Annotated in this window: 22 protein-coding genes and 1 tRNA gene; 11 read left to right on the forward strand and 12 right to left on the reverse strand. The window is 57.0% G+C overall.

What is annotated here, in order from left to right; translation table 11 throughout:
• Nucleotides 1-122 precede the first annotated feature (122 nt).
• The 6 genes from rnr to queA form a co-directional block, all read right to left on the reverse strand.
• Nucleotides 123-2,597, reverse strand: a complete 2,475-nt coding sequence (gene rnr / locus C4S72_RS17700; protein WP_104004516.1) for a ribonuclease R — start codon at nt 2,595-2,597, stop codon at nt 123-125.
• A 159-nt stretch (nt 2,598-2,756) separates the two neighbouring features.
• Nucleotides 2,757-3,683 (reverse strand): protein translocase subunit SecF, encoded by a 927-nt coding sequence (secF, locus tag C4S72_RS17705; protein ID WP_104004517.1) that lies wholly within the window; start codon nt 3,681-3,683, stop codon nt 2,757-2,759.
• A 13-nt stretch (nt 3,684-3,696) separates the two neighbouring features.
• Entirely contained in the window at nt 3,697-5,550 is a 1,854-nt protein-coding gene (gene secD / locus C4S72_RS17710) for a protein translocase subunit SecD (protein ID WP_104004518.1), read from the reverse strand.
• A 67-nt stretch (nt 5,551-5,617) separates the two neighbouring features.
• Nucleotides 5,618-5,953, reverse strand: a complete 336-nt coding sequence (gene yajC / locus C4S72_RS17715; RefSeq protein WP_104004519.1) for a preprotein translocase subunit YajC — start codon at nt 5,951-5,953, stop codon at nt 5,618-5,620.
• A gap of 58 nt (nt 5,954-6,011) precedes the next feature.
• Entirely contained in the window at nt 6,012-7,130 is a 1,119-nt protein-coding gene (gene tgt, locus C4S72_RS17720) for a tRNA guanosine(34) transglycosylase Tgt (RefSeq protein WP_104004824.1), read from the reverse strand.
• Between the two features lie 26 nt (nt 7,131-7,156).
• Complete coding sequence (gene queA / locus C4S72_RS17725; RefSeq protein WP_104004520.1) at nt 7,157-8,200, reverse strand: tRNA preQ1(34) S-adenosylmethionine ribosyltransferase-isomerase QueA; 1,044 nt, start codon at nt 8,198-8,200, stop codon at nt 7,157-7,159.
• Between the two features lie 158 nt (nt 8,201-8,358).
• Here queA and C4S72_RS17730 point away from each other — a divergent pair.
• A tRNA-Leu gene (locus C4S72_RS17730) sits at nt 8,359-8,445 on the forward strand.
• 270 nt (nt 8,446-8,715) lie between these two features.
• Complete coding sequence (locus C4S72_RS17735) at nt 8,716-9,789, forward strand: type I restriction endonuclease (protein WP_104004521.1); 1,074 nt, start codon at nt 8,716-8,718, stop codon at nt 9,787-9,789.
• 368 nt (nt 9,790-10,157) lie between these two features.
• On the opposite strand, the gene C4S72_RS17740 is transcribed toward C4S72_RS17735, so the two are convergent.
• Together C4S72_RS17740 and C4S72_RS17745 are read right to left on the reverse strand one after the other, a co-directional pair.
• Complete coding sequence (locus C4S72_RS17740; protein WP_104004522.1) at nt 10,158-10,469, reverse strand: hypothetical protein; 312 nt, start codon at nt 10,467-10,469, stop codon at nt 10,158-10,160.
• A 146-nt stretch (nt 10,470-10,615) separates the two neighbouring features.
• Complete coding sequence (locus C4S72_RS17745) at nt 10,616-11,500, reverse strand: LysR family transcriptional regulator (RefSeq protein WP_104004523.1); 885 nt, start codon at nt 11,498-11,500, stop codon at nt 10,616-10,618.
• A 118-nt stretch (nt 11,501-11,618) separates the two neighbouring features.
• On the opposite strand from C4S72_RS17745, the gene C4S72_RS17750 reads away from it, so the two are divergent.
• The 6 genes from C4S72_RS17750 (at nt 11,619) to C4S72_RS17775 (ending at nt 16,675) form a co-directional block, all read left to right on the forward strand.
• Nucleotides 11,619-12,584, forward strand: coding sequence for an agmatinase (locus C4S72_RS17750; RefSeq protein WP_104004524.1), 966 nt, complete (start codon nt 11,619-11,621; stop codon nt 12,582-12,584).
• A gap of 10 nt (nt 12,585-12,594) precedes the next feature.
• Entirely contained in the window at nt 12,595-13,326 is a 732-nt protein-coding gene (locus tag C4S72_RS17755; RefSeq protein WP_104004525.1) for a transporter substrate-binding domain-containing protein, read from the forward strand.
• 3 nt (nt 13,327-13,329) lie between these two features.
• Nucleotides 13,330-14,001, forward strand: a complete 672-nt coding sequence (locus C4S72_RS17760; protein WP_104004526.1) for an amino acid ABC transporter permease — start codon at nt 13,330-13,332, stop codon at nt 13,999-14,001.
• The gene (locus tag C4S72_RS17765) at nt 13,998-14,747 is read left to right on the forward strand and encodes an amino acid ABC transporter ATP-binding protein (RefSeq protein WP_104004527.1); all 750 of its coding nucleotides are present in this window, start codon (nt 13,998-14,000) and stop codon (nt 14,745-14,747) included. The genes C4S72_RS17760 and C4S72_RS17765 overlap by 4 nt, the downstream gene beginning before the upstream one ends.
• A 78-nt stretch (nt 14,748-14,825) precedes the next feature.
• Entirely contained in the window at nt 14,826-15,773 is a 948-nt protein-coding gene (locus C4S72_RS17770; protein WP_104004528.1) for an agmatinase, read from the forward strand.
• 224 nt (nt 15,774-15,997) lie between these two features.
• Nucleotides 15,998-16,675, forward strand: coding sequence for an endonuclease (locus tag C4S72_RS17775; protein WP_104004529.1), 678 nt, complete (start codon nt 15,998-16,000; stop codon nt 16,673-16,675).
• Nucleotides 16,676-17,117: 442 nt separating this feature from the next.
• Here the strand turns inward: C4S72_RS17775 and C4S72_RS17780 are convergent, their stop codons facing one another.
• The 4 genes from C4S72_RS17780 to C4S72_RS17795 all read right to left on the reverse strand — a co-directional run bounded on the left by C4S72_RS17780 (nt 17,118) and on the right by C4S72_RS17795 (nt 22,635).
• Nucleotides 17,118-18,515, reverse strand: a complete 1,398-nt coding sequence (locus C4S72_RS17780) for a cytochrome c (protein ID WP_200826830.1) — start codon at nt 18,513-18,515, stop codon at nt 17,118-17,120.
• Nucleotides 18,515-20,164 carry a GMC family oxidoreductase gene (locus tag C4S72_RS17785; protein WP_104004530.1) on the reverse strand — a complete coding sequence of 550 codons (1,650 nt, stop codon included), beginning with the start codon at nt 20,162-20,164 and terminating at the stop codon, nt 18,515-18,517. Before C4S72_RS17785 ends, C4S72_RS17780 begins: the two co-directional genes overlap by 1 nt.
• Before the next feature lie 19 nt (nt 20,165-20,183).
• Nucleotides 20,184-20,723: a sugar dehydrogenase complex small subunit gene (locus C4S72_RS17790; RefSeq protein WP_104004531.1), complete on the reverse strand. Its 540-nt coding sequence runs from the start codon at nt 20,721-20,723 to the stop codon at nt 20,184-20,186.
• A gap of 394 nt (nt 20,724-21,117) precedes the next feature.
• Entirely contained in the window at nt 21,118-22,635 is a 1,518-nt protein-coding gene (locus tag C4S72_RS17795; protein WP_104004532.1) for a putative bifunctional diguanylate cyclase/phosphodiesterase, read from the reverse strand.
• Between the two features lie 383 nt (nt 22,636-23,018).
• Here C4S72_RS17795 and C4S72_RS17800 point away from each other — a divergent pair, with 383 nt between their 5' ends.
• From C4S72_RS17800 to C4S72_RS17805, 3 genes are all read left to right on the forward strand, one after another.
• Nucleotides 23,019-23,276: a hypothetical protein gene (locus C4S72_RS17800; protein WP_104004533.1), complete on the forward strand. Its 258-nt coding sequence runs from the start codon at nt 23,019-23,021 to the stop codon at nt 23,274-23,276.
• A 161-nt stretch (nt 23,277-23,437) separates the two neighbouring features.
• The gene (locus tag C4S72_RS25805; protein ID WP_160115545.1) at nt 23,438-23,590 is read left to right on the forward strand and encodes a hypothetical protein; all 153 of its coding nucleotides are present in this window, start codon (nt 23,438-23,440) and stop codon (nt 23,588-23,590) included.
• A gap of 24 nt (nt 23,591-23,614) precedes the next feature.
• Nucleotides 23,615-25,768, forward strand: coding sequence for a TonB-dependent receptor plug domain-containing protein (locus C4S72_RS17805; RefSeq protein ID WP_104004534.1), 2,154 nt, complete (start codon nt 23,615-23,617; stop codon nt 25,766-25,768).
• Nucleotides 25,769-25,781: the final 13 nt, after the last annotated feature.

Consider the following 25,781-nt stretch of genomic DNA (forward strand, 5'->3'; position numbering starts at 1 on the left):
GGGTTTAAGCCCAGGTCTATGCCCAAGATCGAATCCGCAAAAGTAAGCCGGGCTTTCGCCCGGCTTTATCACTTCAAGATTTAGGACTTAGAACTTAAAACTTAGAACTCAGGGAATGAGCCTCAAGATTTACTGCGTCGAGCCCGCGGCGGGAGCTTCGGCTTGGTAGAAGCCTTGCGTTTGGCCTTACGCGGTCCCTTATCGTCAGAGACCCGCGCACGCGCCTTACCGCTACCGCCCCCTGGGCCGCGGGAATCACCGCGACCGTCATTACGACCATCGCTACGGCCATCGGGTCCGAGCTTGCCGGACGCCAGCAACTCACGCTTGCTCGGTTTTTTTGTCGGTGCAGAACCCGGCTGATCCGCAAGTTCAAAGTCGATCTTGCGCTCGTCCAGGTCGACACGCACCACCTTCACCTTCAGCGCGTCACCCAGCTTGAACACCTTGCGGGTGCGCTCGCCGACCAGGCGCTGCTTGGCGGCCTCGAAGTTGTAGTAGTCGCTCGGCAGTGCGGTGATGTGCACCAGGCCTTCAACATAGAGATCGGTCAGTTCGATAAAGGCACCAAAGCCGGTAACGGCAGAGATAACGCCCTCGAACTCTTCGCCGATCTGGCTCTGCATGTATTCGCACTTCAGCCAGGCCACCACGTCACGGGTGGCATCGTCAGCACGACGCTCTGTCATGGAGCAGTGCTCACCCAGGGCAAGCATCTTGTCCATGCCGTAGCCCACCTGGAACGCCGGGTTGGCCTTGAAGCCCTTCGGCCGCTCCACATGCTTGAGCCGCTTGTCGCTATGGATAGCTGAGCGGATCAGGCGATGCACTACCAGGTCCGGGTAGCGGCGGATCGGGGAGGTGAAGTGGGTGTAGGCATCATAAGCCAGACCGAAGTGGCCGTGGTTATCCGGGCTGTAGACCGCCTGCTGCATGGAGCGCAGCATCATGGTCTGGATGATGTGGCGGTCCGGACGGCTTTCGATGGTCTCGGACAGACGCAGATAATCCTTCGGCTCCGGCTTTTCACCGCCCGGCAGGTTAAGACCCAGCTCGCTCAGGTAGGCGCGCAGGTTTTCCAGCTTCTGCTCTTTCGGACCTTCATGGATACGGTACAGCGCCGGCTTCTTCAGCTTGTCGAGGAAGCGCGCGGTAGCCACGTTGGCCATCAGCATGCACTCTTCGATCAGCTTGTGGGCATCGTTACGATGCACCGGAACCAGCTCTTCAATCTTGCGATCTTCGCTGAAAACGATGCGGGTTTCGGTGGTTTCGAAATCCATCGCACCGCGCTCTTCACGCGCCTGACGCAGTTTCTTGTAGAGCCCGTACAGCACTTCCAGATCCGGCACTACTGCAGCGTATTCCTTACGCCACTGCGCGCCCTCGTCGCTGTCCGGCTCCTGCAGCATGGCGCCAACCTTGGTGTAGGTCAGGCGTGCCTTGGAGTTGATCAGGCCTTCGTAGAAGGTGAAGTCCGAGAGCTTGCCGGCGCGAGTGATGTTCATCTCGCAGACCATCGCCAGACGGTCCACCTGCGGGTTCAGTGAGCAGAGGCCGTTGGAGAGCAGCTCCGGCAGCATCGGCACCACGTACTCGGGGAAGTAGACCGAGTTACCGCGATTGATCGCTTCCTGGTCCAGCGCAGAGTCCGGGCGCACGTAATAGGAGACATCTGCAATGGCGACGCGCAGGCGCCAGCCACCAAAGCGCTTCTTCTCGCAGTAAACTGCATCGTCAAAGTCGCGGGCGTCTTCGCCATCGATGGTGACAAACGGCAGATCACGCAGATCGACACGGTTGGTCTTGTCGGACTCACGCACTTCCGGCGTCAGCTCGCCAATCTCCTGGTGAACCTGCTCCGGCCATTCGTTGGGGATATCGTGGCTGTGGATAGCCACCTGAATCTCCATGCCCGCGGCCAGATGATCGCCGAGCACTTCAATAACACGACCACGCGCCGGCTGGCGACGGGTCGGCTGCTGCATCAGTTCCACCACGACGAGCTGACCGGTTTCGTAGCTCAAGCCTGTGGAGGGATCAGGGATAACCATCACCTGGTTGGTGATGCGCTGGTTTTCCGGCACGATGCTGCCGAAGCCGTTCTCGCCGTCAAACTTACCCACAAGCTTGCGGGTGTTGCGCTCGAGCACCTCAACGATCTTGCCTTCACGGCGACCTTTGAAGTCGACGCCGATCTCCTGCACCAGGGCGCGGTCGCCATCGAACAGCTCGCGCATGTTGCGCGGGCTCAAAAACAGATCGTCGCCACCGGCATCGGGCTTAAGGAAGCCAAAGCCGTCACGGTGGCCGATAACACGCCCCGGAATCAGGTTCATCTTCTCGATCAGGCCGAACTCGCCCTTGCGGTTGGAGATCAGCTGACCATCGCGACACATGGCGATCAGACGACGGCGTACCGCCTCGATATCGTCCTCGTCACTAAGGCTAAGTTCGCGGCATAGATGGGGATGTTTGATGGGGGAGCCCCACTTGCGCAGAAATTCCAGCAGGAACTCGCGGCTCGGGACGGGATTGTCGTACTTGCTTGCCTCTTCCTGGGCGTTGGGATCTTTATCTTTCCAGTTGTTACTCATTCGTTTTCCATTTGGGCCGCCCGTTCGCGCTTCGTGCGCAATCAACTTCAGGGCGGTGTATAAATTTCATACTAGGATAGTCGGTTAAACAGCCATCGCCTACACATAGACGACGCGAAAAACAAAAAAGCCGGCACAAGCCGGCTTTTTTCCCGTGGATCAGGGCATATCATCCACTTCAGTCTCTTCTTTCGGTGGCGGAATCAGGTCTTCGCGCTGCACCTTGAGCAGCAGCAACAGGTTAGCCGCCACATAAATAGAAGAGTATGTACCGATACCGATACCGGCCAGCAGCGCCACGGCAAAGCCGAAGATGGTGGTGCCACCGAATATAGCCAGCGCCATCAACACCAGCAAGGTGGTGAACGAGGTCATCAATGTACGGCTCAGCGTCTGGCTCAGTGAGCTGTTCATCACCTCCACCGGAGTTTCGGTGCGCATGATGCGGAAGTTCTCACGGATACGGTCGTAGACCACGATCGTATCGTTAAGCGAGTAACCGATCACCGCCAGAATCGCCGCCAGTACGGTCAGGTCGAACTCCAGCTGCAGGATCGAGAACAGGCCCAGCACGATGATTACGTCATGCACCAGTGCCAGCACCGCGCCGATAGAGAACTTCAGCTGGAAGCGGAACGCCAGGTACAGCATGATCATCGCCAGCGCCAGCAGCATGCCGAGGCCGCCCTGCTCACGCAGCTCTTCACCCACCTGGGAGCCAACAAACTCGTTGCGGCGCAGCTCCAGCGTCTGATCGGGCTCATCCGCCTGCAGACTGGCCAGAATAGTGTCGCCGAGCTTCGGATCGTGGGTTTCACCGAGACGGATCAGCACATCGGTGGCTGCACCGAAGGTCTGTACCGTGACATCGGGGTAACCCGCGTTCTCCATCGACTGACGGATCTTGCCAAGGTCCGCCGGCTGCTGGTAGCCGATCTCGACCAGGCTACCGCCGGTAAAGTCGAGACCGAACTTAAGACCATTCACCGCCAGTGATCCGATAGAGACCAGCAGCAGGATGATCGAGAAGGCCGCCATGATCTTGCGCGGCCCCATGAAGTTATAAATTTTCTTCGTCTTGGACATTATCCTGCTCCTCTCAAAGACCCAGCTTCTTCAGCGTCCGACCGCCGTAGGCCAGGTTGACCAGGGCACGGGTGACGAGAATTGCAGTAAACATGGACGTGAGGATACCGACCGACAGGGTCACGGCGAAGCCCTTCACAGGTCCTGTACCCATGGCGAACAGGATCACCGCCGCCAGCAGCGTCGTGATGTTGGCATCGAGGATGGTGGTATGAGCCCGCGAGAAGCCTGCGTTGATCGCCGACTGTACCGGCATACCGTTTTTCAGCTCCTCTTTTATTCGCTCAAATATCAACACGTTCGCATCCACCGCCATACCGACCGTAAGGACGATACCGGCGATACCGGGCAGCGTCAGCGTGGCCGACAGGATCGACATCACCGCCACCAGCAGCACCAGGTTCAGCGTCAGCGCCACGTTGGCCAGCAGACCGAAGACACGGTAATAGAGCAGCATGAACGCCAGTACCAGCGCGAAGCCGATCTGTACCGAGGTCACACCCATCTTGATGTTCTCGGCACCCATGCTCGGGCCCACCGTGCGCTCTTCCACGAAGTAGATCGGCGCCGCCAGGGCACCGGCACGCAGCAGCAGCGCCAGTTCAGAAGATTCCTGGGAGCTTTCAAGGCCAGTGATACGGAAGGAGTTACCCAGGGTGCTCTGGATGGTTGCCAGCGAGATAATGCCCTTCTCGGTGTACGGCACGCGCTTCTCGACGGTTTCACCATCGACACGCTGCTCCACCATGCGCGACTTGTGCTCAACGAACAGTACCGCCATGCGGCGCTGGATCGCGTTGCGGGTCACGCGGCTCATCATCTGACCGCCCTTGCCGTCCAGGGTGATATTTACCTGGGGCTGGCCGTTCTCATCGAAAGAGGCCTGGGCGTTGGCTACGTTAGAACCGGTGATAATGATGTCACGCTCCAGCTCGGCGGTACGGCCCGGCGTGGTGCGGAACGGGTAAACCTCGGTGTTGGCGCGGCTTTCATCCGGCTTGGCTTCAAGACGGAACTCCAGGTTCGCGGTTTTACCGATGATGCGTTTGGCCGCAGCGGCGTCCTGAATACCCGGCAGCTGCACCACAATACGGTTACGGCCCTGGCGCTGAACCAGCGGCTCGGCGACACCCAGCTCGTTGACTCGGTTACGCAGCGTGGTGAGGTTCTGTTTCACCGCGTAGTCTTCGATCTCGCGGATCGTCTGCTCGCTCAGGTTGATGTAAACGAAGTTACCCTCTTCGGTATCGTCCGTTTCAGTCAGGAATTCCGGGAAGTTGCCACGCAGCAGGTCTTCGGCCTGATCGCGGGTTTCCGCATCGGCAAACCGAACCGACAGGCGACCATCATCCAGGTGCTCTACCTGACGGTAGCGCAGGCGCTCGTCGCGCAGCTGGCCTTTGATATCGCTAACGTAGACATCAAGGCGCTGGCCAACGGCCTGGGCCATGTCTACTTCAAGCAGGAAGTGCACACCACCGCGCAGGTCGAGACCGAGTTTCATCGGGCCCGCACCGATATCGGAGAGCCACTCGGGGGTGGTCGGAGCCAGGTTCAGTGCAACCACATAGTTGCCGCCCAACTCATCGGCGATCATATCCTTGGCGCGCAGCTGGGCGTCGCCATCGGCAAAGCGGATCAGGCCGGTGCCATCGTTAAGTTCAGCCGCTTTGTAGGCTACCCCGGCCTTCTCCAGATCCTGTTCGAGTCGGGACATCAGCGCCGAATCAACCGTGTAAGCTTCACGGGTGCCCGATACCTGGACGGCGTAATCTTCGGGGTAAAGGTTGGGTGCAGCGTAGATACCGGCGATGACCAGTACAAGCAGTATCAGGAGATTTTTCCAGAGTGGATAGCGGTTGAGCATCGTGCTCCGTCCTCAGCAAAAACAAAAGCGCCACTGGCTAGGCAGTGGCGCTATCGGCGCGGTTCGATCAGATACCCTTGATCGTACCTTTCGGCAGTTCCGCAGCCACGTGGGCTTTCTGGAACTTCATTTCGGTGCCTTCAGCGACTTCCAGCACGACGTAGTCGTCGTTCAGACGGGTTACTTTGCCGATGATGCCGCCGGCGGTGATCACTTCATCACCCTTGGACAGTCCCGCGATCAGGTTTTTGTGCTCTTTAGAGCGCTTGGCCTGGGGGCGCCACATGAAGAAGTAGAAAATCAGACCGAAACCAACCAGGAAGATGATGTTAAACAGACCCGAGTCCATTTGACCTGCGGGTGCGCCTTCAGCGGCCTGGGCGGTAGCGATAAGGAAGCTCATTAAAGCGTTCTCCTGAGACTTGATTAGAAATCTTTATGTGGGGTTACGGGTACGTTTTTCAACCCTTCAGCGGAGGAACTTCCTTGCCTCTTTTGGCATAGAAGTCCGCTACAAAGGCGCTCAATGTACCCTGTTCAAGTGCACCGCGCAAACCAGCCATCAGCACCTGGTAGTAGTGCAGATTGTGGATGGTATTGAGCTGTGAACCGAGAATTTCTCCGCACTTATCCAGGTGATGCAGATAGGCGCGACTGAAGTTCTGACAGGTATAACAGTCACATGTTTCATCCACCGGGCCTGTATTCGTCTTATTAGCCGAATTACGGATCTTGACGATGCCATCGGTAGTAAACAGGAAGCCGTTGCGGGCGTTACGGGTCGGCATCACACAGTCGAACATATCCACACCGCGGCGCACGCCCTCCACCAGGTCTTCCGGCTTGCCCACGCCCATCAGGTAGCGCGGTTTGTCTTCCGGCATTTTATAGGCCAGGTGATCGAGGATCTTGATCATCTCCTCTTTCGGCTCGCCCACCGACAGACCACCGATAGCGTAACCGTCGAAACCGATACCGGTGAGGCCTTCAAGCGACTCATCACGCAGATGCTCGTACATACCGCCCTGGATAATACCGAACAGCGCCGAAGGGCTGTCGCCGTGAGCCTTCTTGGAACGCTCGGCCCAGCGCAGCGACATACGCATCGACTTGGCGGCTTCCATCTCATCAGCAGGGTACGGCGTACACTCGTCGAAGATCATGACGATATCGGAGCCCAGATCACGCTGAACCTGCATGGAGACTTCCGGGCTGATAAAAACCTTGCTGCCGTTCACCGGCGACTGGAAGGAGACACCCTCCTCGGTGATCTTGCGCATATTGCCCAGGCTGAACACCTGGAAACCGCCGGAATCGGTAAGGATCGGCCCCTTCCAGTTCATGAAATCGTGCAGATCACCATGCTGTTTGATGATCTCGGTACCCGGACGCAGCATCAGGTGAAAGGTGTTACCGAGGATAATCTGCGCGCCGATCTCTTCGACGTCACGGGGCAGCATCCCCTTAACGGTGCCGTAGGTGCCCACCGGCATGAAGGCCGGTGTTTCTACCGTGCCGCGCGGGAAGGTCAGGCGACCGCGACGGGCCTTGCCTTCGCTGCCGAGCAGCTCAAAGTTCATAAAACACTCACGGGTACTGTTGTCGCTCATGGGTTCTCCTGCGCATCGCGGCGGGTCAGGAACATGGCATCGCCATAACTGAAGAAACGGTAACGCTCGGCCACCGCCTGCTCGTAGGCATGCATCATATGTTCATAGCCGGCGAACGCACTGACCAACATCAGCAGCGTCGACTCCGGCAGGTGGAAGTTGGTGATCAGCGCATCCACGCTGACATACTGGTAGCCCGGGTAGATAAAGATCTCGGTATCGCCATAGAAAGGTGCGATCTCGCCGGAACGGCTGGCACTTTCCAGGCTGCGCACGCTGGTAGTGCCCACCGCGACCACGCGCTTGCCACGGGCGCGGGCGGCCTTCACCGCCTCACAGACCTCGGCGGATACCTCGATATACTCCGCGTGCATGTGATGGTCTTCGATCTTGTCGACCTTCACCGGCTGGAAGGTGCCGGCGCCCACATGCAGAGTGACAAACGCGGTTTCGATCCCCTTCTCTTTCAGCTTGTCGAGCAGCGGCTGGTCGAAATGCAGACCGGCCGTAGGCGCGGCGACGGCGCCGGGCTTGCGGTTATACACCGTCTGGTAGCGTTCACGGTCAGAGAGCTGATCGTCACGCTTCATATAAGGAGGCAGCGGTATATGACCGAACTCCTCCAGCGCCGCCACCAGGTGGCCCTCGATATCGAAGCGCAGCTCAAACAGATTTTCCCTGCGACCGGTCACCTCAGCCTTGAGCCCACCTTCCAGCAGCAGCCTGGCGCCGGGCTTGGGGGAACGGCTGGAACGGATATGGGCCAACGCCTCATGCTCGCCGGTGACGCGTTCGATCAGCAGCTCAACCTTGCCTCCGCTCTCCTTCTGGCCGAACAGCCGCGCCGGAATCACGCGGGTATCGTTGAACACCAGCAGATCGCCGGGTTCCAGCAGGTCGAGAATATCGCTGAACACGCGGTGGTTAAGCTCACCGCTGTTGCCATCGACACAGAGCATGCGGCTGGCACTGCGCTGCTCCAGCGGGTAGCGCGCAATCAGCTCTTCAGGCAGATCGAAATAGAAGTCTTTAAGCTGCATCAGGAAGAAGGAATCACTATTCAAAGGGGCGCGAATTTTACCAGATTAGTCAGCTTTTTAGCACTCCCTGACCTGAGTGGATTGACCCGGCCCGCCAACTGCATATAATGGCGGCCTTCCACATCGCTGACGCCCAACCCTGCGGCAACAGCAACAGTGCCGGTGTGGTGAAATTGGTATACACAGGGGATTCAAAATCCCCCGCCTTTACGGGCGTGTCGGTTCGAGTCCGACCACCGGCACCACTTTAGAAACAATCGCTCAAATCGCTTTCTTCCGTCTGCCAAAGACAATTCTTCGTGGATTGGTCACAATTTAGCCCAGCTGACTCTCAGAATACATGCGTATCATACGGACAGTAATGGCGATAAAACCTACTCCTCGACCATATTGACTCTAATAACTTGCAGAATACCCACTCCTAAACCAATCTCTAATACTGTGCGCGCATGTGCCTCAGGTATCGCTGTTACGCGCTATAGGAGTCAGGAATCAAGAAGCACATGGAGTATCACATGGAGATTGGTAGCGCCCTTGCGTCCCTAGCAAGAAAGATAGAAGAGCGTGGAAGCATCATCGAGACCGAAGAGGCGACGAAAAATGCTTTTGTGATGCCTTTTCTAAACAATGTATTAGGTTACGACGTTTTCGACCCATCGGAAGTAATTCCAGAATTTACAGCAGATACGGGGACCAAGAAGGGAGAAAAAGTCGACTACGCCATTCTGAAAGATAGCGATGTTCAAGTTCTTATAGAATGTAAGAAGTTTGGAGAACAGCTATCCATAAAGCACGCATCGCAACTCTATCGATATTTCTCAGTAACTAATGCCCGCATAGCAATCCTTACCAACGGTGTTATCTATCAGTTTTTTACCGATTTAGATGCCCCAAACAAAATGGATGAAAAGCCTTTTCTTGAATTAAATCTTGCTGATATTGATGATCATGTAGTCCCCGAAGTAGCAAAGCTTACTAAAGAAGATTTCGACGTAGCTTCGGTAATAAATGCTGCGGGCGAACTCAAATACGTCAGCCAAATCAAAAAAGTGATAGCTACTCAACTCACATCTCCAGATGATGAATTTATTCGCTTTTTTGCATCAAAAGTCTACGAAGGTGCAATCACTCAGAAAGTAAGGGATCAGTTCGCTACTCTCACCACGAAAGCGTTCAAACAATATTTGAATGATCGTATTAATGACCGCCTTAAGTCTGCGCTAGCTAACTCCCCCGAAGTTTTGCGTGAACGCGAGTCTATTGAGGAAGAACAAGATCGTGTAGAGGAAGAACACAGCGATATTGTCACTACGATGGAAGAGTTGGAGGGATATAACATCGTTCGTGCAATACTTTGTCAATCAGTAGGGGTAGATCGTATTAGCCAGCGAGACACAAAAAGCTATTTTGGCGTACTGCTTGATGATAATAACCGAAAGCCAATCTGCAGATTGCACTTTAACCGCACTCAGAAATACATAGGATTATTTGACGATGCAAAAAAAGAAACTCGTGAACCGATAGAGCGGGTCGAGGACATTTTTACTTTTGCAGATAAGCTTAAAGAAACTGTCAGCTACTACGATTAAAAACGATTGAGGGAGGGCGGAAACCCTCCCTCAATCATAGATGAATTGGCGATCTAACAGAGTTATGAATCAGCGGCAGCTACCCTTAGTTTACTTGCCATTGTCTTTAGCGATTAGCGCACGTACGTTCCCCCTCTCTAAGCAGCGGTTTAATTTCGGCGGAAATAACATAGGGGCATAGCAGGTAACGGGGGAGAATCGTTATGTGCACTCTATCCTCATTCTTCGTCTTCGTGTCGGAGTCGGAGTTAAGATTACTTACAGTGCCTGATAATGCGCCTTAGACGCTGCAAGCCAGTTTTTTCCGGTAGCGCCCCCTGTCTTCCGATCAGAAATGATTTTCTAGCCTGAAACAAAACTACCTGCCCCTAACGCCCCTGCAGTTTCTCAGCAGCGAGATCCCTGGAGACTTTGACGGGCAGATCGGTGATACGGCGGCCGTTTGGGTTGCTGGATGCGAAACGATGGCTGTGGTCGAGGCGTCGACGCTTATCGTAATTGGTGCGGCGATCGATGATCGAAGTGCGGCGCTCTACGCCTGCGTAAAGAGCAAACACGTGGGTTTTCCACCACTCTTCGGCGTTGAGGAAGGTACTGAAAAAGTCACTTCGCGGGCTGCCATTTTTATCCTGCCAAAAGTACACAATGCGGCCGCCCACGAGGTCTTTGACCAGATACATAGAGAGCTCACCCGGGGTCTTGTCTGGTGCGAACTAAGGTTACTCCCTGGGCTTCTGCCCAACCCTATTCCGTATGACGTATCAAATGCGAAAACCTCCTTATATCTTTAGTAAAGATTCCGACAGTTGGCAACAATGGCCCCCACCTACTCCACCCCTTGATGCTCCTCGATCAGCAGCTTCACAAAGGCTTCTGACGCCGGTGTCAGCGGGTAGTCCGCATTGGTTACAGCGAAGTGGTTGACGTTGTACTCCGGCGTATCGGGTATCTGTTCAAGCGGGAACACCGAGCTGAGCATGGCGGAGTACTGTTCCGGCAGGATGCCGGCAAAGAGCCCTGTGGATATCAGTGTGGCGACGGACTCCATGCCGCTGACGACCGGGCCGACCTTGAAACCGTAGTTGGCGATGGCATCTTCGACGAAGGGGTGTTTCTCCCTGAAGACCAGGGACATCTCCGACACCTCGCAGTTATCCTGCGGGCTGTAACAGATAAAATGTTTTTCACCGAATAACTTGGTGTAGTTAAACGATTTTATCTCCTGCCCCGGGTGGATCCCCTTGATAATAATATCCAGCCGTCGCGTTCTTAATGACTCCACCAGCTCATGAGTGGTCAGCGTATAAAGGCTGAACTCTACCTCTGGCGCCTCCTTTTTTAACCGGGTCAGCGCCTGGGATATTTTCGCTGAGGGGTTTCCCAGCAGGTTATCGGTGATCCCGATACGCAGCTTGCCGGAGATCACCCCGCGCATCGCATCCAGCTGCGGCACGATGCGGTCCAGCGCATCCAGCGCTTCTTTTGCGTATTTCAGCGCGGTCTTCCCCGCCTCTGTCAGCTCGAATCCCTGGGGCCCGCGGGAGCAGAGCGTCACCCCCAAATTTTCTTCTACCTCTTTGATTTGTCTGCTTATTGTTGCCTTGGTCATATGCAGACGGCCCTCGGCTGCGGCGAAGCCTCCGGCCTCAGCAGCCGCACAGAAAGTGTGCAAAAACCTAAGGTCTCGCTCTGTGATGGTGCGCTTATTCATTGGTTTCAATTCTCGTAACCTTGGTCTCGAAAAAAGAGTATTTTTTGCCCAGCTAAAGGTCAATAGACTGCCATCACTCAGTAATTTTGATGCGTTATTTAAATAGAGAAATTGGATTATGTCTAAACCGCTTACTCAAGCACCGAAGACCTCTCACAAGTCACTTTTATTCTCCGAGGTCGATCTGGACCTGGATAATTTTCGCGCAGACATTGCCGTTCTTGGTATGCCTTATGGCGCCGCTTATACACCCGGTGATTACAACAACGATCAGACCAATGCGCCCACCGCTATTCGCCAGGCGTCTGACCGTGTAATCCGTAGCCCCGAGCGTTACGACTACGATATTGGCGGCCCGCTGCTGCAGGGACGCACCGATATTCGCTTCGTTGACTGCGGCGATGTGCCCGCTGATCTGAATGACCCGCGTGCGCACTATGCCCGTGCCGAAGAAGCGACCCGCAAGATTCTGAAAGGCGGCGCCATGCCGATCATCCTCGGCGGCGACCACGGTATCACCAACCCGATCCTCAAGGCTTATGACGACCAGGGTCCGCTGACCATCGTCCATATCGATGCTCACCTGGACTGGCGTGACGAGGTCAATGGCGTTACCGACGGTCTTTCCAGCCCGATGCGCCGCGCCTCTGAGCTGCCCTACGTGAAAGACATGTACCAGATCGGTATGCGTGCCTCCGGCAGCGCCCGTCCGGAAGATGTTGAAGCCGCTGCGGCCTGGGGTTCCAAGGTCTACACCGCTTACGAACTGCACGACCGCGGCATGGACGCGATCCTCGATGAGATCCCCGATGGCGGTAACTACTACATCACCATTGATGCCGACGGCCTCGACCCCACCTGCATGCCCGCTGTTGCTGGCCCTGCACCGGGTGGCGTGACCTTCCTGCAGGCTCGCAAGCTGATCCACGGCCTGGTGGGCAAGGGCAAGGTTGTAGGCATGGATATCGTCGAAATTCAGCCGGAAAAAGATTTCAACAAACACTCCTGCATGAATGCCGGCCGACTCATTCTTAACCTGATCGGAGCTTCTATCCGCGCGGGTTATTTCGATAAAAACCGCTGAGGATTAAACGATGAAGAAAGCAGTTAGAAGCATACTGGCGTCTCTTACGGTGATCTGCCTGCCGGTAATGGCAAGCGAAACCGTGAATGTCGCGATTGATCCGACTTTCCCGCCGATGGAGTTTCTCGTCGCCGGCGAGCGTGCCGGCTTCGATATAGATTTCGCTGAAGAATTGCAGAAGCGTGCTGACCTGTCGTTCGCATACACCGACATGGACTTCAAGGCGATGGTGCCCTCGGTCGTTTCCGGCCGCCAGGACATGATTCTTTCTGCTATCTACATCACCGACGAGCGCGCCAAGGTGGTGGACTTTACCAACTCTTACTTCGCCGCCGGCCTGGTCATTCTGGTCCGCAGCGATGAAGAGCGCATCAAGTCCGCCGCCGACCTGGATGGCAAGCGTGTCGCCGTGCAGGTAGGCAACAAGGCGGTCAACCTGCTCAAGACCGACTACCCGGCCGTCAACCGCCTGGAGATGGAAAAGAACAACCAGCTGTTTGACGCCCTGGAAAGCGGTCGTGCCGATGCGGTTGTGATCGGTCGCCCGGCGGCGATGCTGTTCGCCAAAACCACCGGTATCGGCAAGGTACTGCCGGAGCCGCTGACCGACGAGAACTACGGTATTGCCGTGAGTAAACGTAAACCGGAACTGCGCGAAGCACTGAATACCGCAATCGCCGATATGAAGGCTGACGGCACCATGACCAAGCTTGTCGACAAGTGGTTCGGTACTCAGGAGTAATTAATGGTACAGCTCGATTTTTCTCCAGTATTCGCTAACTGGTCCGATCTTTTCCACGGCGCACTGGTCACCATTGAGGTAACCCTGTGTGCACTGCTGGTCAGTTGTGTACTGGGAACCTTAATCGGGCTGTCCCGGCTCGATTCAAAGAAGCCGGTACGTTACTTCGCCGGTAACACCTATGTTGTTCTGATCCGGGGCACGCCGCTGCTGGTACAGCTGTTTATCCTGTACTTCGGCCTGCCCTACTTCAACATTCTGCTGCCGGCCTTTGTCTGCGGCGTGATCGGCATGGGGTGTTACTCCGCAGCCTACGTCTCTGAAATTGTCCGCGGTTCTATCCGCTCTGTGGACAAGGGTCAGATGGAAGCTGCACGCTCAATGGGGATGTCATCCGCGCAGGCGATGCGGATGATTATTCTCCCCCAGGCACTGGTTCGAATGGTGCCGCCCTTGGGCAATGAATTTATCGCGCTGACGAAAAACTCGGCGCTGGTATCCCTGGTCACCATCAACGACGTCATGCATGAAGGGCAGAAAATCATCAGCGTTTCCTACGCCTCACTGGAGGTGTATATCGCGATCGCGGCGATTTACCTGGTGCTGACCAGCGTCTCCATGACCTTGCTGAACCGCCTTGAAAACAAACTGCGTTCCGGAGGTATGGTGCAATGACAACGCCGTTGATAGCGATAAACCAGCTGAAAAAGAGCTACGGCGACCATGTCGTCCTGAAAGGGCTGGACCTGAACATCCAGCGTGGCGAGGTGGTCGTGGTAATCGGCCCCAGCGGTTCCGGCAAAAGTACCTTCCTGCGCTGCTGTAACGGCCTGGAAAACGCCCAGCAGGGCTCTATCCAGATCTGTGGTCAGCACCTGGTAAACGATGGCCTGCTGCTGGAAGACCGCGCCCTGAACAGCCTGCGCATGCAGGTCGGGATGGTGTTTCAGTCCTTCAACCTGTTCCCCCATCTATCCGTTCTCAGGAACGTGGCGATAGGGCCGCATAAGATCCGCCGCCGCCCACTAAAAGAGGCGGAGAAAGCGGCACAGCAGCTGCTGGAAAAGGTCGGCCTTGGTGATCGTGCCGAGGCGATGCCGGCGAGTCTGTCCGGCGGCCAGAAACAGCGCGTGGCCATCGCCCGGGCGCTGGCGATGGAGCCGGAGGTGATGCTGTTTGACGAGCCCACCTCAGCGCTGGACCCGGAGCTGGTCGGCGAGGTGCTGCAGGTAATGAAGCAGCTGGCTAATGACGGTATGACCATGATGGTGGTGACCCACGAGATGTCCTTCGCCCGCGAGGTTGCCGATACCGTTGTGGTGATGGAAGACGGCCTGATCGTTGAAAGCGGCCCCGCCGACGTTATCTTCAACAACCCGAACCATGCCCGCACCAAGGCACTGCTGAAGCAGATTGCCTAACGCGCACCCCGGTCGCTGGGCATCCGCTCACCGGCCTCCCCTGTTCAAACCAATCAAGCCAGGCCCCTGGAGAAAAGCATGAGTTACGATATGCGCGGTCACGAGCGGACCAATCGCGCGTTTGTGGGCGTGCCCACGTTTTTGCGCTCCAACTATGTGAATAACGTGGAGAGCATCGAAGCCGAAATGGCGGTCTTTGGCGTGCCGATGGATGAAGGCTCCCCCTACATGCCGGGGATGCGTTTTGCGCCGCGCAGCATCCGCGAGCACTCCATGCGTTTTTCTCCCACCGGCTTTTACGATATCGAACGTGATATCCACTTTCTGAAGGACGAGATCCTGTCCGGCAAGATCGTCGATGTGGGCGATGTGGACGTCACCCCGACCAATGTCGAAAAAAGCAGCGAGAACGTGACCCAGCTGGTACGCAGCCTGCGCGACAAGGGCGTGATCCCGGTGGGCATCGGCGGCGACCACTCAGTCAGCTACCCAATTTTGCGCGGCTTTGACGAGCCGATCCATGTGATCCAGTTCGATGCACACCTGGATTACACGCCGCTGTCGCCGCACCTGAAGTACACCAACGGCCAGCCTTTCCGCCATATCTCTGGCCTTGAAAACGTAAAAAGCATCACCCAGGTCGGCATCCGCAGCCTGCGCGTGCGGCCCATCGAATTTTCGGACGCCAACCGCGATGGCAGCAATATCGTCACCATGAGCCGCTTCCACGAGCTGACGCCCCAGGGCGTGGCCGAGCTGCTGCCCGCCGGTGAAAAGTGCTACGTCAGTATCGATATCGATGCCCTGGACCTGTCGCTGATCCCTGGCTGCGTCTCCGCCGAGCCCAACGGGTTGCTCTACGACGAACTGCGCGACTCACTGATTGCGCTGGCCGAGCGCATGGAGATCGTCGGCTTCGATCTGGTGGAGGTCTGCCCGCCGCTGGACGTAGGCACCGGCGTTACCTCATACCTGGCTGCGCACACCATGGTTGAGTTTATCGGCCATATTTTCCATTCACGCTAAGGCTCTTTCTGACCAGCAGCACGCCCCTGCCGGGTTGCTGGTCGCTCCGTGCGCGAGTGCGGGCTGAAGCTCTGCGCCCGCGGCTCACCACGCCAATCCTGTCGCAATTTTCGGATATTGGGTATTCGCGGAATATCACGTACCATCCTCCCCCTTTCCGTTATGGATCAACAATTTACTAAGGCAGGACGCCATGTATCCGTTTTTGGCAGTAAGGACAGGCTGTGCGCCGTACGCTTTTGCTTTCTCTGCTGGTCAGCCTGCCGCTGACCGCACTGGCCGACAGGCCCGCTTCGTTTTATTCCGCGAAAAAAGTACTCAATGAAAAGATATACACAGGCAATCAGGTCAGCTTTTACTGTGGCTGCAGCTATGGCGAAGCCCCTGTTCCCGGCAAGCCGGATAGAACCCGCCTGACTCCCGATGCCAGCAGCTGCGGGCTGAAGCCGCGTAAGAACGCCAACCGTGCCGGCCGAATTGAGTGGGAACACGTGGTGCCGGCCTGGGAGTTTGGCCATCAACTGCAATGCTGGCAGCAGGGCGGGCGCAAGGCGTGCAAGAAAGACCCGCAGTTCAAGGCGATGGAATCGGACATGATGAACCTGGTGCCCGCAGTGGGCGAGCTGAACGGCGATCGCAGCAACTTCCGCTACGGCATGATCGGCGGCGAAGCCGGCGCCTACGGCCGCTGCGACTTCAAGGTGGACTTCAAACAGCGCGTGGCGGAACCACGGCCAGAGGTACGCGGCGATATCGCACGCACCTACTTCTATATGGAGAAGACCTACGGCCTGAAAATCAGCCGCAAGCAGCGCCAGCTGTTTGAAGCCTGGGATAAACAAGACCCGGTGGATGCCTGGGAACAGGAGCGGGCGCGGCGGATTGCCGATGCAAGTCGCTGATTCATCCCAACAGCTCAGACACTCTGTGGATAATTAAATTCGGCATACAAAAAGCCCGTGCTCCGGAAAGAGCGCTGGCTTTTTATTATCAAACATCCACTGCTTAGAAGGCTTTCCATAGGCATCTGAGCGCAGCACTCGATCCCCTTTGGCGCAGCCGAGCATCGCAGACTGAAAGAGAAATAAGGGATCGACTGTCTGAGTCGCGAAGCGGCGAGTTTGAGATCCCGCTCTTTCAGGCGAGAAGCACAGGGAAGTCGGCGCAGCCGACCAAGCCGTAGGGGCGGCTAGGGATTGTTAAGGGATTTTCCGCAAAATCCCTTAACTCGCCAGCAGGCGAAAACTGCGCCAGAATAATGCAGCCGCTTGAGACACCAGCTGCATCGTTCCACTGAACCACAGAGACACTACAAAGGCATGTTCCGAAGCCTAGGCGTGCCGGTTAGCTGCGACGCTTACGACGCAGCACAAACCCAAGCAGCAACAGCACAACGATAACCGCGCCGGCAGCCATGCCGATACGAGCCTGCTGTACCAGCGGTGACTTCTCACCACCGGCGCGGATCACGGCGACCTGCTCCGGAGTGACCTCGGCAGAGGCAAGCCCATAGCTGTCCATCAGGTAGTTGGACAGTGTGGCGATCTGCTCATCGCTCAGCGAATTCAGCGCGTTGGGCTGATCGCCGAACGGCGGCATGAAGACGTTGCCGCCCGCTTCCGTCTCGCGGTGCACACCGTAGATGATCGCCGCGATCAGGTTGGAGGTGTTCTCCTCGCCGGTCACCGAGTTGTTGAACATGCTCGGGTAGTAACCGTCTGCCGTACCCTGGCCGTTGTAGCCGTGGCAAGCGGCGCAGTTGCCGGAGTAGATCCGTGCACCTTCCGCCTCGGTCTCGGCATCGAACGCCTTACCGCGGAACTGGGCCAGCTGGTTGCCGGCTTCGCCCTGGTTGAAACGATTCTCGGAAGCATTGTTGATCGCCGGAACGCTCATCACGTATTCAGCAATGGCGTTGAGGTCTTCATCGGTCAGATGCTGGAAGCTGTTGGTAACCGCTTCCGCCATGCTGCCCGCTGCCTGAGCCTTGCCTTCGATACGACCGGTTTTCAGGTATTCGACCAGCTCAGCCTTGCTCCAGCTGCCGATACCGCTGACGTCGTCCGGGGTGATGTTCGGCGCGTACCAGGGGCCTACCTGGGCACCGGCCAGGTTCTGGTCGCCCAGCTCCTGCATCATGAAGCCGCGCGGCGTGTGGCAGGTGCTGCAGTGGGTCGGGCCTTCCGCCAGGTAGCGACCGCGATTCCATTCAGCAGACTTACTCGGGTCATCTTCATGGGGCTTGTTGTCGTGGAACAGGGTGTTCCAGATCGCCATGGAGAAGCGCAGGTTCATCGGGAACGGCAGCACCGTCTCGCTGGTCGGGTTATCCACCGGCTCTACACCGTGCATAAAGTAGCTGTAGAGAGCGTGGATATCTTCATCGGTCAGTTTGGCGTAGGCGGTGTAAGGCATCGCCGGGTACAGGCGGGAACCGTCCGCAGCCACGCCGTTACGCAGGGCGTTGGCGAACTGCTCTTCGCTGTAGTTACCGATACCGAACTGTTTCGACGGCGTGATGTTGGTGGCAAAGATCTCGCCCACCGGCGAATGGATCGCCTTGCCGCCGGCAAACGGCTTACCGCCGTGTTCCTGGGTGTGGCAGGCGGTACAGTCGGAGGCCTCCGCCAGGTATTCACCCTTGGCGATCACTGCCGGATCATCGGATGCCGCCGCCATCGCCAGCGGCGACAGCAGTACGGAGGCACCAAAAATCAGAGACGCTGTGAGTTTCTTCATCATTACGCCCCCGCCTTCATCTGCTGCACGATCGCTTCGGCCGCGCGGAACGCCAGCGCCACCATGGTGATGGTGCTGTTACCGGTAGCGGTACTCGGCATGGCGCCACCGCCCGGCAGGTAAAGGTTTGCGTGATCGTGGGAGCGGCAGACATCATCAACCACGGAGTTGCTGCTGTCTGTACCCATGATGGTGCCGCCCATGATGTGCTTGCTGGGACGGAAACCGGCGGTCGTCGGCGCTTCGAGTACACCCATCGCCTCGGCGATGCGCTGGATCATCGGGCCGGAGAACTCCTCGGCACTGCGGCGCACGTAGTCGCCCACATCGTAATGCACCGACGGTTTCGGCAGGCCCAACCAGTCTTTCTTGTCAGAAAGGGTCAGGCGGTTGTTCGGATCCGGCAGGATCTCATGCGCCGCCACGATCATGCCGGAGGTACCGGTGTTGTGACGCAGCTGCTCGTCTAGCGCCTTGCCCACCAGGCCCTGCTGCAGGGTATCGAAGGTGACGAAACGGTTCTGGGCAAAGTTGTTGAAACGGAAGTACGCCGCCGCATGGCGGGCACGATAGTCACCCTGGGAGGTTTCCATGATGCCGCTGTTGACCACGGGGCCGACACCGGTCCAGTACGGCTCCTTGAGCTTGATTTTGTACGCCAGCTGGGGGTGATCCATCATGTTGCGACCCACCTGGTCGGAGCTGTTGGCCAGACCGTTCGGGTTGCGATCGTCGGCGGACATCAGCAGCAGCTTCGGTGTTTCGATACCGTTGCAGGCGAGCACGAAGGTCTTGCCGGTAACACGGTGCGACTGCTTGTCCGGGTCCAGGTAGTTAACGGCTTCGACCTGATTCTGGGCGTTGGTTTCTACCTTGTAGACCACGGCGTTGTGCAGGATCTTCGCGCCCTTGGCTTCGAGACGTCCCAGCGCGGTGGCGGCGTCGTACTTGGCGCCGACCGGGCAGACCGGTACGCAGTTGTTGCTGCCACAGCAGGCCGGACGGTTGTCGTAGGAGGTGCCGCTGTTACGGGCCTGGGCCACATGTACGTTACGCAGACCGAGTTTGTCGCGCACCACGTCGGTGAACTTGCGCTCGCCTGGGCTGAACGGCAGTTCCGGCATCGGATATGGCGCTGAACGGGCCACACCCTGGGGCCACTGCTCGGCTTCATCGCTGGGGCCGCAGATACCGAGTTTGTACTCGGCTTTGACGTAGTAGGGTTCCAGCTCTTCGTACGGGAAGGGCCAGTCGCGGCCGACACCGAAGTTGGAGTTCAGACGCATATCTTCCGGCGTCAGACGCCAGCTGGTGCCGGCCCAGTGCCAGGTGGAGCCACCGGCGTAACGCACGTAGCTCTGCAGATAACCGATGCCGTTGGGGCCGGACACCTGCAGGTAGTCATCACCCGGGCGGCCCGAGTTGGGTTCCGGGTGCGGCGCCCAGGGCTTGGAGGGGTAGCTGGCAATCGCGTTGCCCTTGTTACCCAGCGGCAGGTTACGGTAGTTCTCAACAATCTCAGCGCGGCTGACGCGCGGGCCAGCTTCCAGCATGACCACGGAAAGACCGGCATCCAGCAGCTGCTCGGCTACAACAGCGGCAACAACGCCAGTACCGACGATGACGACATCGGAATTCGAAGGTAGGGACATATTTGCTCTCAGATACGGCTTAGAAGTCGCGCAGCGGCAGCACGGGAACGTTCGGGCGGTCGGCCCATTCGTTAGGACCGGTCAGACCGTAGGACGGAATGGTGATGACGTCCGCGGTGTTCTGGAATGTCAGAGCCTGCGCAAAGGCGAAGGATTCGGCGGTTTTGCTGGTGTTCAGACAGCCCGCATACCAGCCGAAGATGATCTGGTAGGCCAGATCCTGGAGTTCGCCCTCGGTAATCGCCGGGAAGAAGTCTTCAACGATCTTGGCGTTTTCAGCCTGTGCGATCTTCAGCACCGCCGCAACCTGGCTATCTAGCTGGGCGTTTTCCTGCTGCAGCAACTGCCACATACGCTGGCCGACGCCTTCGTCGAGCTGATGGTTCACCAGCAGGCGGGAGAGTTCCATAAAGGGGGCGACACCCGGCTCGGCTGCCAGCGCTGCACTGACCGGCAGCTGTACACCCAGCAGGCCGCCCGCGCCCAGGGCGGCTCCGGCCATCAGGAGTTTACGTCGGGACAGGCTTTGCAGCTCCCGCTCGTTATTGTTTCGGCTCATAGAAGACTTATCCACGGTTCTTGTTGGATAGCGGACCTGAGATAAACAGCGACAATTCACATTGATACAGGTCAGGACTAAGTATGAATTTTACACAACACTTACATATTTAGTCGAATATTCATCTATATCAAAGATGGTTTTACACTCCGATCATCGGTTCAGAATCCCACCGATACGTTGGAAACGCGCGTAAATACCGCCATCAGCCGAGACGCCAGTTTGCCTGCTAACGCGATTGCATAGCTGAGAAAGAAAGTTGCGTGACAGCTGCCTACGACAGCCTGCATAAAAGGCGGTGCCAAAGAGAACAGCGAATTCAGGTGGCTCATAACCGGCGTGGGACTCAGACTTGGCCTGACCCCACACCAGTTACGCCCGGATCAGCGAAAACTCAGATGGAGTTCCGCTGAGAATGGAAGAACAGCTTGAGTGCGTCGATCTGCATCGGCCTGGCGAAAAAGTAGCCCTGCCCCTGAGGGCAGCTTTGCGCCAGCAGCGCCTGCTCCTGCTCGGCGGTTTCTATCCCTTCCGCCACCACCTGTATGCCCAACTCACGCGCCATCAGAATGGTGGTGCGGACGATCGCCAGATCATCCTTGTTGCCCGGCAGTTCATCGATAAAGCTGCGGTCGATCTTCAGCTCATGGATAGGCAGCTGCTTCAATTTCAGCAGCGATGAAAAGCCGGTGCCAAAATCATCGATGGAGAAACGCGCGCCCTGGGCGCAGAGCCGCTGCATCATCTGCAGGCAGGCGTCCACATTTTCCATGGCGGCGGTTTCGGTGATCTCAAAGGTCAGCCAGGGCATGTACTCGGCGTAGGGTTCAAGCATCTCCTCCAGTCGGGCACAGCTCAGCTCACTGCCAACCAGCTTTTCCGAGATATTGATCGATAGCCGGCCGACGCCATGCTCACCCAGCAAATCGTGGGAAGTCAGCAGTGCAATGGAGCGGCTGATTACCTGCTCGGTGATCGGCAGAATGGTGCCGTTGTTTTCCGACACCGGAATAAAGTCCTCCGGCGACACCAGCCCGCGCTCCGGATGGTGCCAGCGTACCAGCGCCTCGACACCGGTCAGTGTATGGCTGCGCAGATCGTACTGCGGCTGGAACATGACGTGGAACTGGTCGATGTCTGAACTGACCGCCACATCCAGTTCCTGCGCCAGCTGCTGCAACCAGAGCTGGCGTTTATAGAGCGAATGATGAAAACGGCAGACTCCGCCCTTTTCCCGCTTCGCCCTCAGCAGTGCTGCATCGGCAAAGCGCAGCAGCTCATCCAGGTTATCGGAATCATCCGGTGAGACGGCAACACCGATACTGGCGGAGAGGCGATGGTGCTCACTGCCGGGAGCCTCCAGCTCATCCGCCACCAGCTCGCCGAGGCGCCGCGCCAGCACCTCACCCTGATCGGGCTCTGACATGCTGGCCAAAACCACAAACTTGTCTCCACCAAAGTGGTACAGACCGGATTCGTCTGGAAGGTTAGCTTTCAATAACCGGGCGGCCTCGCCAATCAGCCGATCTCCCCCGCAGTATCCTGAAACGTCGTTAACCGCCTGAAAGTTGTCCAGGTCGATCAGTAAAAGGCCGACAAGACGCGAATCCTTGGCTGCCTGCTCAAGATATTCGGAAGCTTCCTCGTCAAATGCCTGACGGATCGGCAGTTGGGAAAGATGGTTTACACGTGACAGTGAAGAGACATGATTGACCTGCCTCTTCACCAGCAGATAGAGGAACAGAGCTGTGGCGCCCACATATAGCCATCCTTTCAGCATTTGCCAGGTGGCCTGCCGCTCGGGATCCGGCACCAAGATGGCCAGCCCGCGGTCAGAGAACAGAATCCACAGCACACCTATCAGCACATAGATCAACGAGATCTTAAGTGCCGAGCGCACAGATAGTTTCATTATTTGTTTAAATTCCAGCAGCGGCCCGGCACCCGAAGCGCCAACAAAAGCCGTCTTTATATATGTAGCCAGGTTGAACCCTGCTTCAACGCCATGCCCGTGACGTCGATGCAGACTATTTGTAACATTTCGCCCTGACGATTTGCATCAACAGAAAGACCCTTCCTTTGATGAGTTTTAACGTGTCGCGGATTTTATACCCATTTCCGCAAAACAATCATTATTCTTCAGCATTTAGGCACTTAGCGTGCTGAACACTGGGGTTTCAGCCCAAAATCAGTCACTGAAGCGCCGCGTACGACACCTGATTTGGGCCGTTTTAGCGAAGCTGATACCCTGCAACAACTCTATCCGCAACATCTATCCTTCCTGAGGACACTGCAATGCAGATCGACCGTTTTCCAGCGCTGCCCGCTTTTCTGCTTGAGCAGCTAACTCCCTTTAACCAGGCAGCGTTGCCGGACTGGGCACTGCTCTACGACGCTAACGAAGCACTGCGCGCCGCTCACCCTGAAAGCGTGTTCAGCACCGCGCCCTATCTCTATATCGACCTGAGAGGCCAAACCTGTGGCCTTATTTTTCGTGAACAGGCCACGGATGAGCTGTTTTACGTTTATCGCGAGGCCGAAGGCAGCCACTGACACACATTGATCTCCTTCCGGGCCGGGAATCGCTCACGAAACCGGTCCTGCGCAGCGTTATTCCTGTCTGGATGCTCGACCCAACGTCACCCTTTTGAGACTTTATTTCAATCTGATTAGTTGATGACCATCTGCGCTGGTATAATCGCCGCGCTTTGTGCATGCTGATCAATAAGCGTGCAATCTACTGGCTTGGTCGCTGGCAGTTAAGGGAAACTGCAATGCTTGGATGGATTCTTGAAAACAATGGTTTCATCATCGAAGCCATCATTTTGGGCGCCATCGTTGTCTATGTCGGCCTCAAAATAAAATAACCACGCAGCCGCCTGAACCGGTCGATGAACATGCAGTCTCCAGGTATCACCCAAACACTGCTGATGAGTCTCGCACTCTTTGCCAGCGCCGCCGAGGCCTCTGATGATCGGCTGCTGAGCGAAGCGGACTTCTTCGTCGATATTCCGGAAGTCACCTCCGCCACGCGGATGCCGCAGAAACTGTCGGAAGCCCCCGCATCGATGACCGTCATCGACCGCGAGGTTATCGAAGCATCCGGCTTTCAGACGATTCCCGACCTGATGCGTCTGGTGCCCGGCTTCCAGACCTATACGCTGAACAGCGACACCCCTGCGACCTCTTATCACGGTGCCGCCGGCGAATACCCGAACCAGCTCGAAGTGATGATCGACGGGCGGTCCGTCTATCTGCCGCTGCTCTCCACCGTACGCTGGGAAACGCTGGGTATATCCATACATGATGTAGAACGGATCGAAGTGGTCAGGGGCTCCAACGTCCCAACCCAGGGCTCCAACGCATTCCTGGGCTCGATCAATATCGTCACCCGTGAGCCCACCGCCACCAGCGGCCTGGACCTGACCACCCTGTACGGCAGCGATAACACCCGCAACGGCCATCTCAGCTTTGCCGACAGTAACGGTCTGATCAGCTATCGCATCAGCGCCAATCATGAACAGAGCGACGGCAACGATCACTACAGTAACTTTTATACCGGTGACTGGTTTGCCGAAGACGGCAGCGACGGCAAGTGGCAGGATGAACAAAGCCGTAACTACCTGAACCTGAGTACCACCTGGACCCCGGACCTGGTCAACAGTCTCTGGTTTCAGGCCGGCATCGACCGTGGCACCAGCCGCATGGGCGCACTGGACACCGAAGATGCGCACTTTGCCGACAGGGACCACGAAAGTGCCTTTGCCAGCGCCCGCTACAACCATCTTTATTCCGATACCGGTATGGTGCAGCTGAAGGCATCGCTGAACCGCCTTTCGCTTGAGACCCCAAAGGCCAACGCGGCCGAGGTTTTGACCGAGCTGGGCGTGCCAGGGCCCGCCAACTGCACCGCATCAGGGCTATCCGCATCCGCGCGCTCAATCTGTACGGCAAGGCTCCAGGCCGCACAGTCTCTGATCGATCTTAACGATTACCACCTGGTGGAAGAGAACGGCAAAACCCACACCGGCGATATTGAGCTGCAGATCAGTGACAAGCGGGAAAATCTCGCCGTTGCCGGCGGCATCGGTTACCGGCATATGGCCGCAAAGAGCGCTGTACTGCTGCAGAATGGCCAGGTCCACGAAGACCGCTCGCGCCTGTTTGCCAACGCCGATTGGGACTTCACCCCGCGCTGGCAGCTCAGCAGCGGCGTCATGTACGAATACAGCAGCGAAGCCAGCGAAGCGTTTTCCTATCGTAACGCGCTGATCTTTACGCCACGCCAGGGCAGCAGCCTGCGGCTGGGGTATTCCAGCAGCGAGCGCCTGCCTTCGCTGCTGGAGCGCTACGGCGAAGCCACGCTTTACCTGGGTGGCGATGAGTACGACCATATCCGTACCCCTACTCCGGATCTGGAACCTGAAGAGATATCCAGTTGGGAGCTGGGCTACTATCAGACCCTGCCGGGGCAGCGCAGCTATCTGGATCTGCGCATTTTCCGCGAAGAGCTGAACAACGTCGTCGACAGCTTCCTGCTCTATGCCGATGAAGAGGACGGTCGGGTGTTTACCTCCCGCAATACGGCCAGCTGGATCAACGAAGGCGCCGAGGCACAGCTGCGTTTTGAGCTGACTCCGCAGGTCTGGACATTACTTTCCTACGCCTACATCAATACCAAGCACAGCAACTGGCGTACCGGCGAAGATAAAGTCTATGAGGGCAAGCGCTTCTTTAACGTTTCAAGCAACATCTCTCCGGAGCACACCGCCTCACTGATGCTGAACTGGTCACCCGATCCAACGCTGGATCTGACCCTGTCGCACTATTACATGAGTGGCGTGCGCTGGATCGACTCCGTCGAACTGCCCGGATACAACCGTACCGACCTGCGCGTGGCAAAACGCTGGCAGGTCAGCCGGGAAACCGAGCTGGAAGCCGCTGTTATCATGCAGAACGCCTTTGAGCCGGATTACCAGGATTTTTATGAATTGAATGAGTTTGATCGCCGCACTTTCCTGCAATTCAGCATAAGGCACGATTGACCCGTTTTCCGCG

This window comes from Marinobacterium lutimaris (assembly GCF_900108065.1).
Classification (GTDB): Bacteria; Pseudomonadota; Gammaproteobacteria; order Pseudomonadales; family Balneatricaceae; genus Marinobacterium_D; species Marinobacterium_D lutimaris.

Excerpts from the sequence above, each read along its gene's own strand:
- C4S72_RS17740 (WP_104004522.1), bottom strand. The coding sequence starts at position 10,469 with ATGTATCTGGTCAAAGACCTCGTGGGCGGCCGCATTGTGTACTTTTGG.
- C4S72_RS25805 (WP_160115545.1), top strand. The coding sequence starts at position 23,438 with ATGCTGATCAATAAGCGTGCAATCTACTGGCTTGGTCGCTGGCAGTTA.
- C4S72_RS17790 (WP_104004531.1), bottom strand. The coding sequence starts at position 20,723 with ATGAGCCGAAACAATAACGAGCGGGAGCTGCAAAGCCTGTCCCGACGT.
- C4S72_RS17745 (WP_104004523.1), bottom strand. The coding sequence starts at position 11,500 with ATGAATAAGCGCACCATCACAGAGCGAGACCTTAGGTTTTTGCACACT.
- C4S72_RS17770 (WP_104004528.1), top strand. The coding sequence starts at position 14,826 with ATGAGTTACGATATGCGCGGTCACGAGCGGACCAATCGCGCGTTTGTG.
- C4S72_RS17795 (WP_104004532.1), bottom strand. The coding sequence starts at position 22,635 with ATGAAACTATCTGTGCGCTCGGCACTTAAGATCTCGTTGATCTATGTG.
- C4S72_RS17755 (WP_104004525.1), top strand. The coding sequence starts at position 12,595 with ATGAAGAAAGCAGTTAGAAGCATACTGGCGTCTCTTACGGTGATCTGC.
- secF (WP_104004517.1), bottom strand. The coding sequence starts at position 3,683 with ATGTCCAAGACGAAGAAAATTTATAACTTCATGGGGCCGCGCAAGATC.
- rnr (WP_104004516.1), bottom strand. The coding sequence starts at position 2,597 with ATGAGTAACAACTGGAAAGATAAAGATCCCAACGCCCAGGAAGAGGCA.
- tgt (WP_104004824.1), bottom strand. The coding sequence starts at position 7,130 with ATGAACTTTGAGCTGCTCGGCAGCGAAGGCAAGGCCCGTCGCGGTCGC.
- secD (WP_104004518.1), bottom strand. The coding sequence starts at position 5,550 with ATGCTCAACCGCTATCCACTCTGGAAAAATCTCCTGATACTGCTTGTA.
- C4S72_RS17785 (WP_104004530.1), bottom strand. The coding sequence starts at position 20,164 with ATGTCCCTACCTTCGAATTCCGATGTCGTCATCGTCGGTACTGGCGTT.
- C4S72_RS17800 (WP_104004533.1), top strand. The coding sequence starts at position 23,019 with ATGCAGATCGACCGTTTTCCAGCGCTGCCCGCTTTTCTGCTTGAGCAG.
- C4S72_RS17750 (WP_104004524.1), top strand. The coding sequence starts at position 11,619 with ATGTCTAAACCGCTTACTCAAGCACCGAAGACCTCTCACAAGTCACTT.
- yajC (WP_104004519.1), bottom strand. The coding sequence starts at position 5,953 with ATGAGCTTCCTTATCGCTACCGCCCAGGCCGCTGAAGGCGCACCCGCA.
- C4S72_RS17805 (WP_104004534.1), top strand. The coding sequence starts at position 23,615 with ATGAACATGCAGTCTCCAGGTATCACCCAAACACTGCTGATGAGTCTC.
- C4S72_RS17760 (WP_104004526.1), top strand. The coding sequence starts at position 13,330 with ATGGTACAGCTCGATTTTTCTCCAGTATTCGCTAACTGGTCCGATCTT.
- C4S72_RS17735 (WP_104004521.1), top strand. The coding sequence starts at position 8,716 with ATGGAGATTGGTAGCGCCCTTGCGTCCCTAGCAAGAAAGATAGAAGAG.
- queA (WP_104004520.1), bottom strand. The coding sequence starts at position 8,200 with ATGCAGCTTAAAGACTTCTATTTCGATCTGCCTGAAGAGCTGATTGCG.
- C4S72_RS17765 (WP_104004527.1), top strand. The coding sequence starts at position 13,998 with ATGACAACGCCGTTGATAGCGATAAACCAGCTGAAAAAGAGCTACGGC.
- C4S72_RS17780 (WP_200826830.1), bottom strand. The coding sequence starts at position 18,515 with ATGATGAAGAAACTCACAGCGTCTCTGATTTTTGGTGCCTCCGTACTG.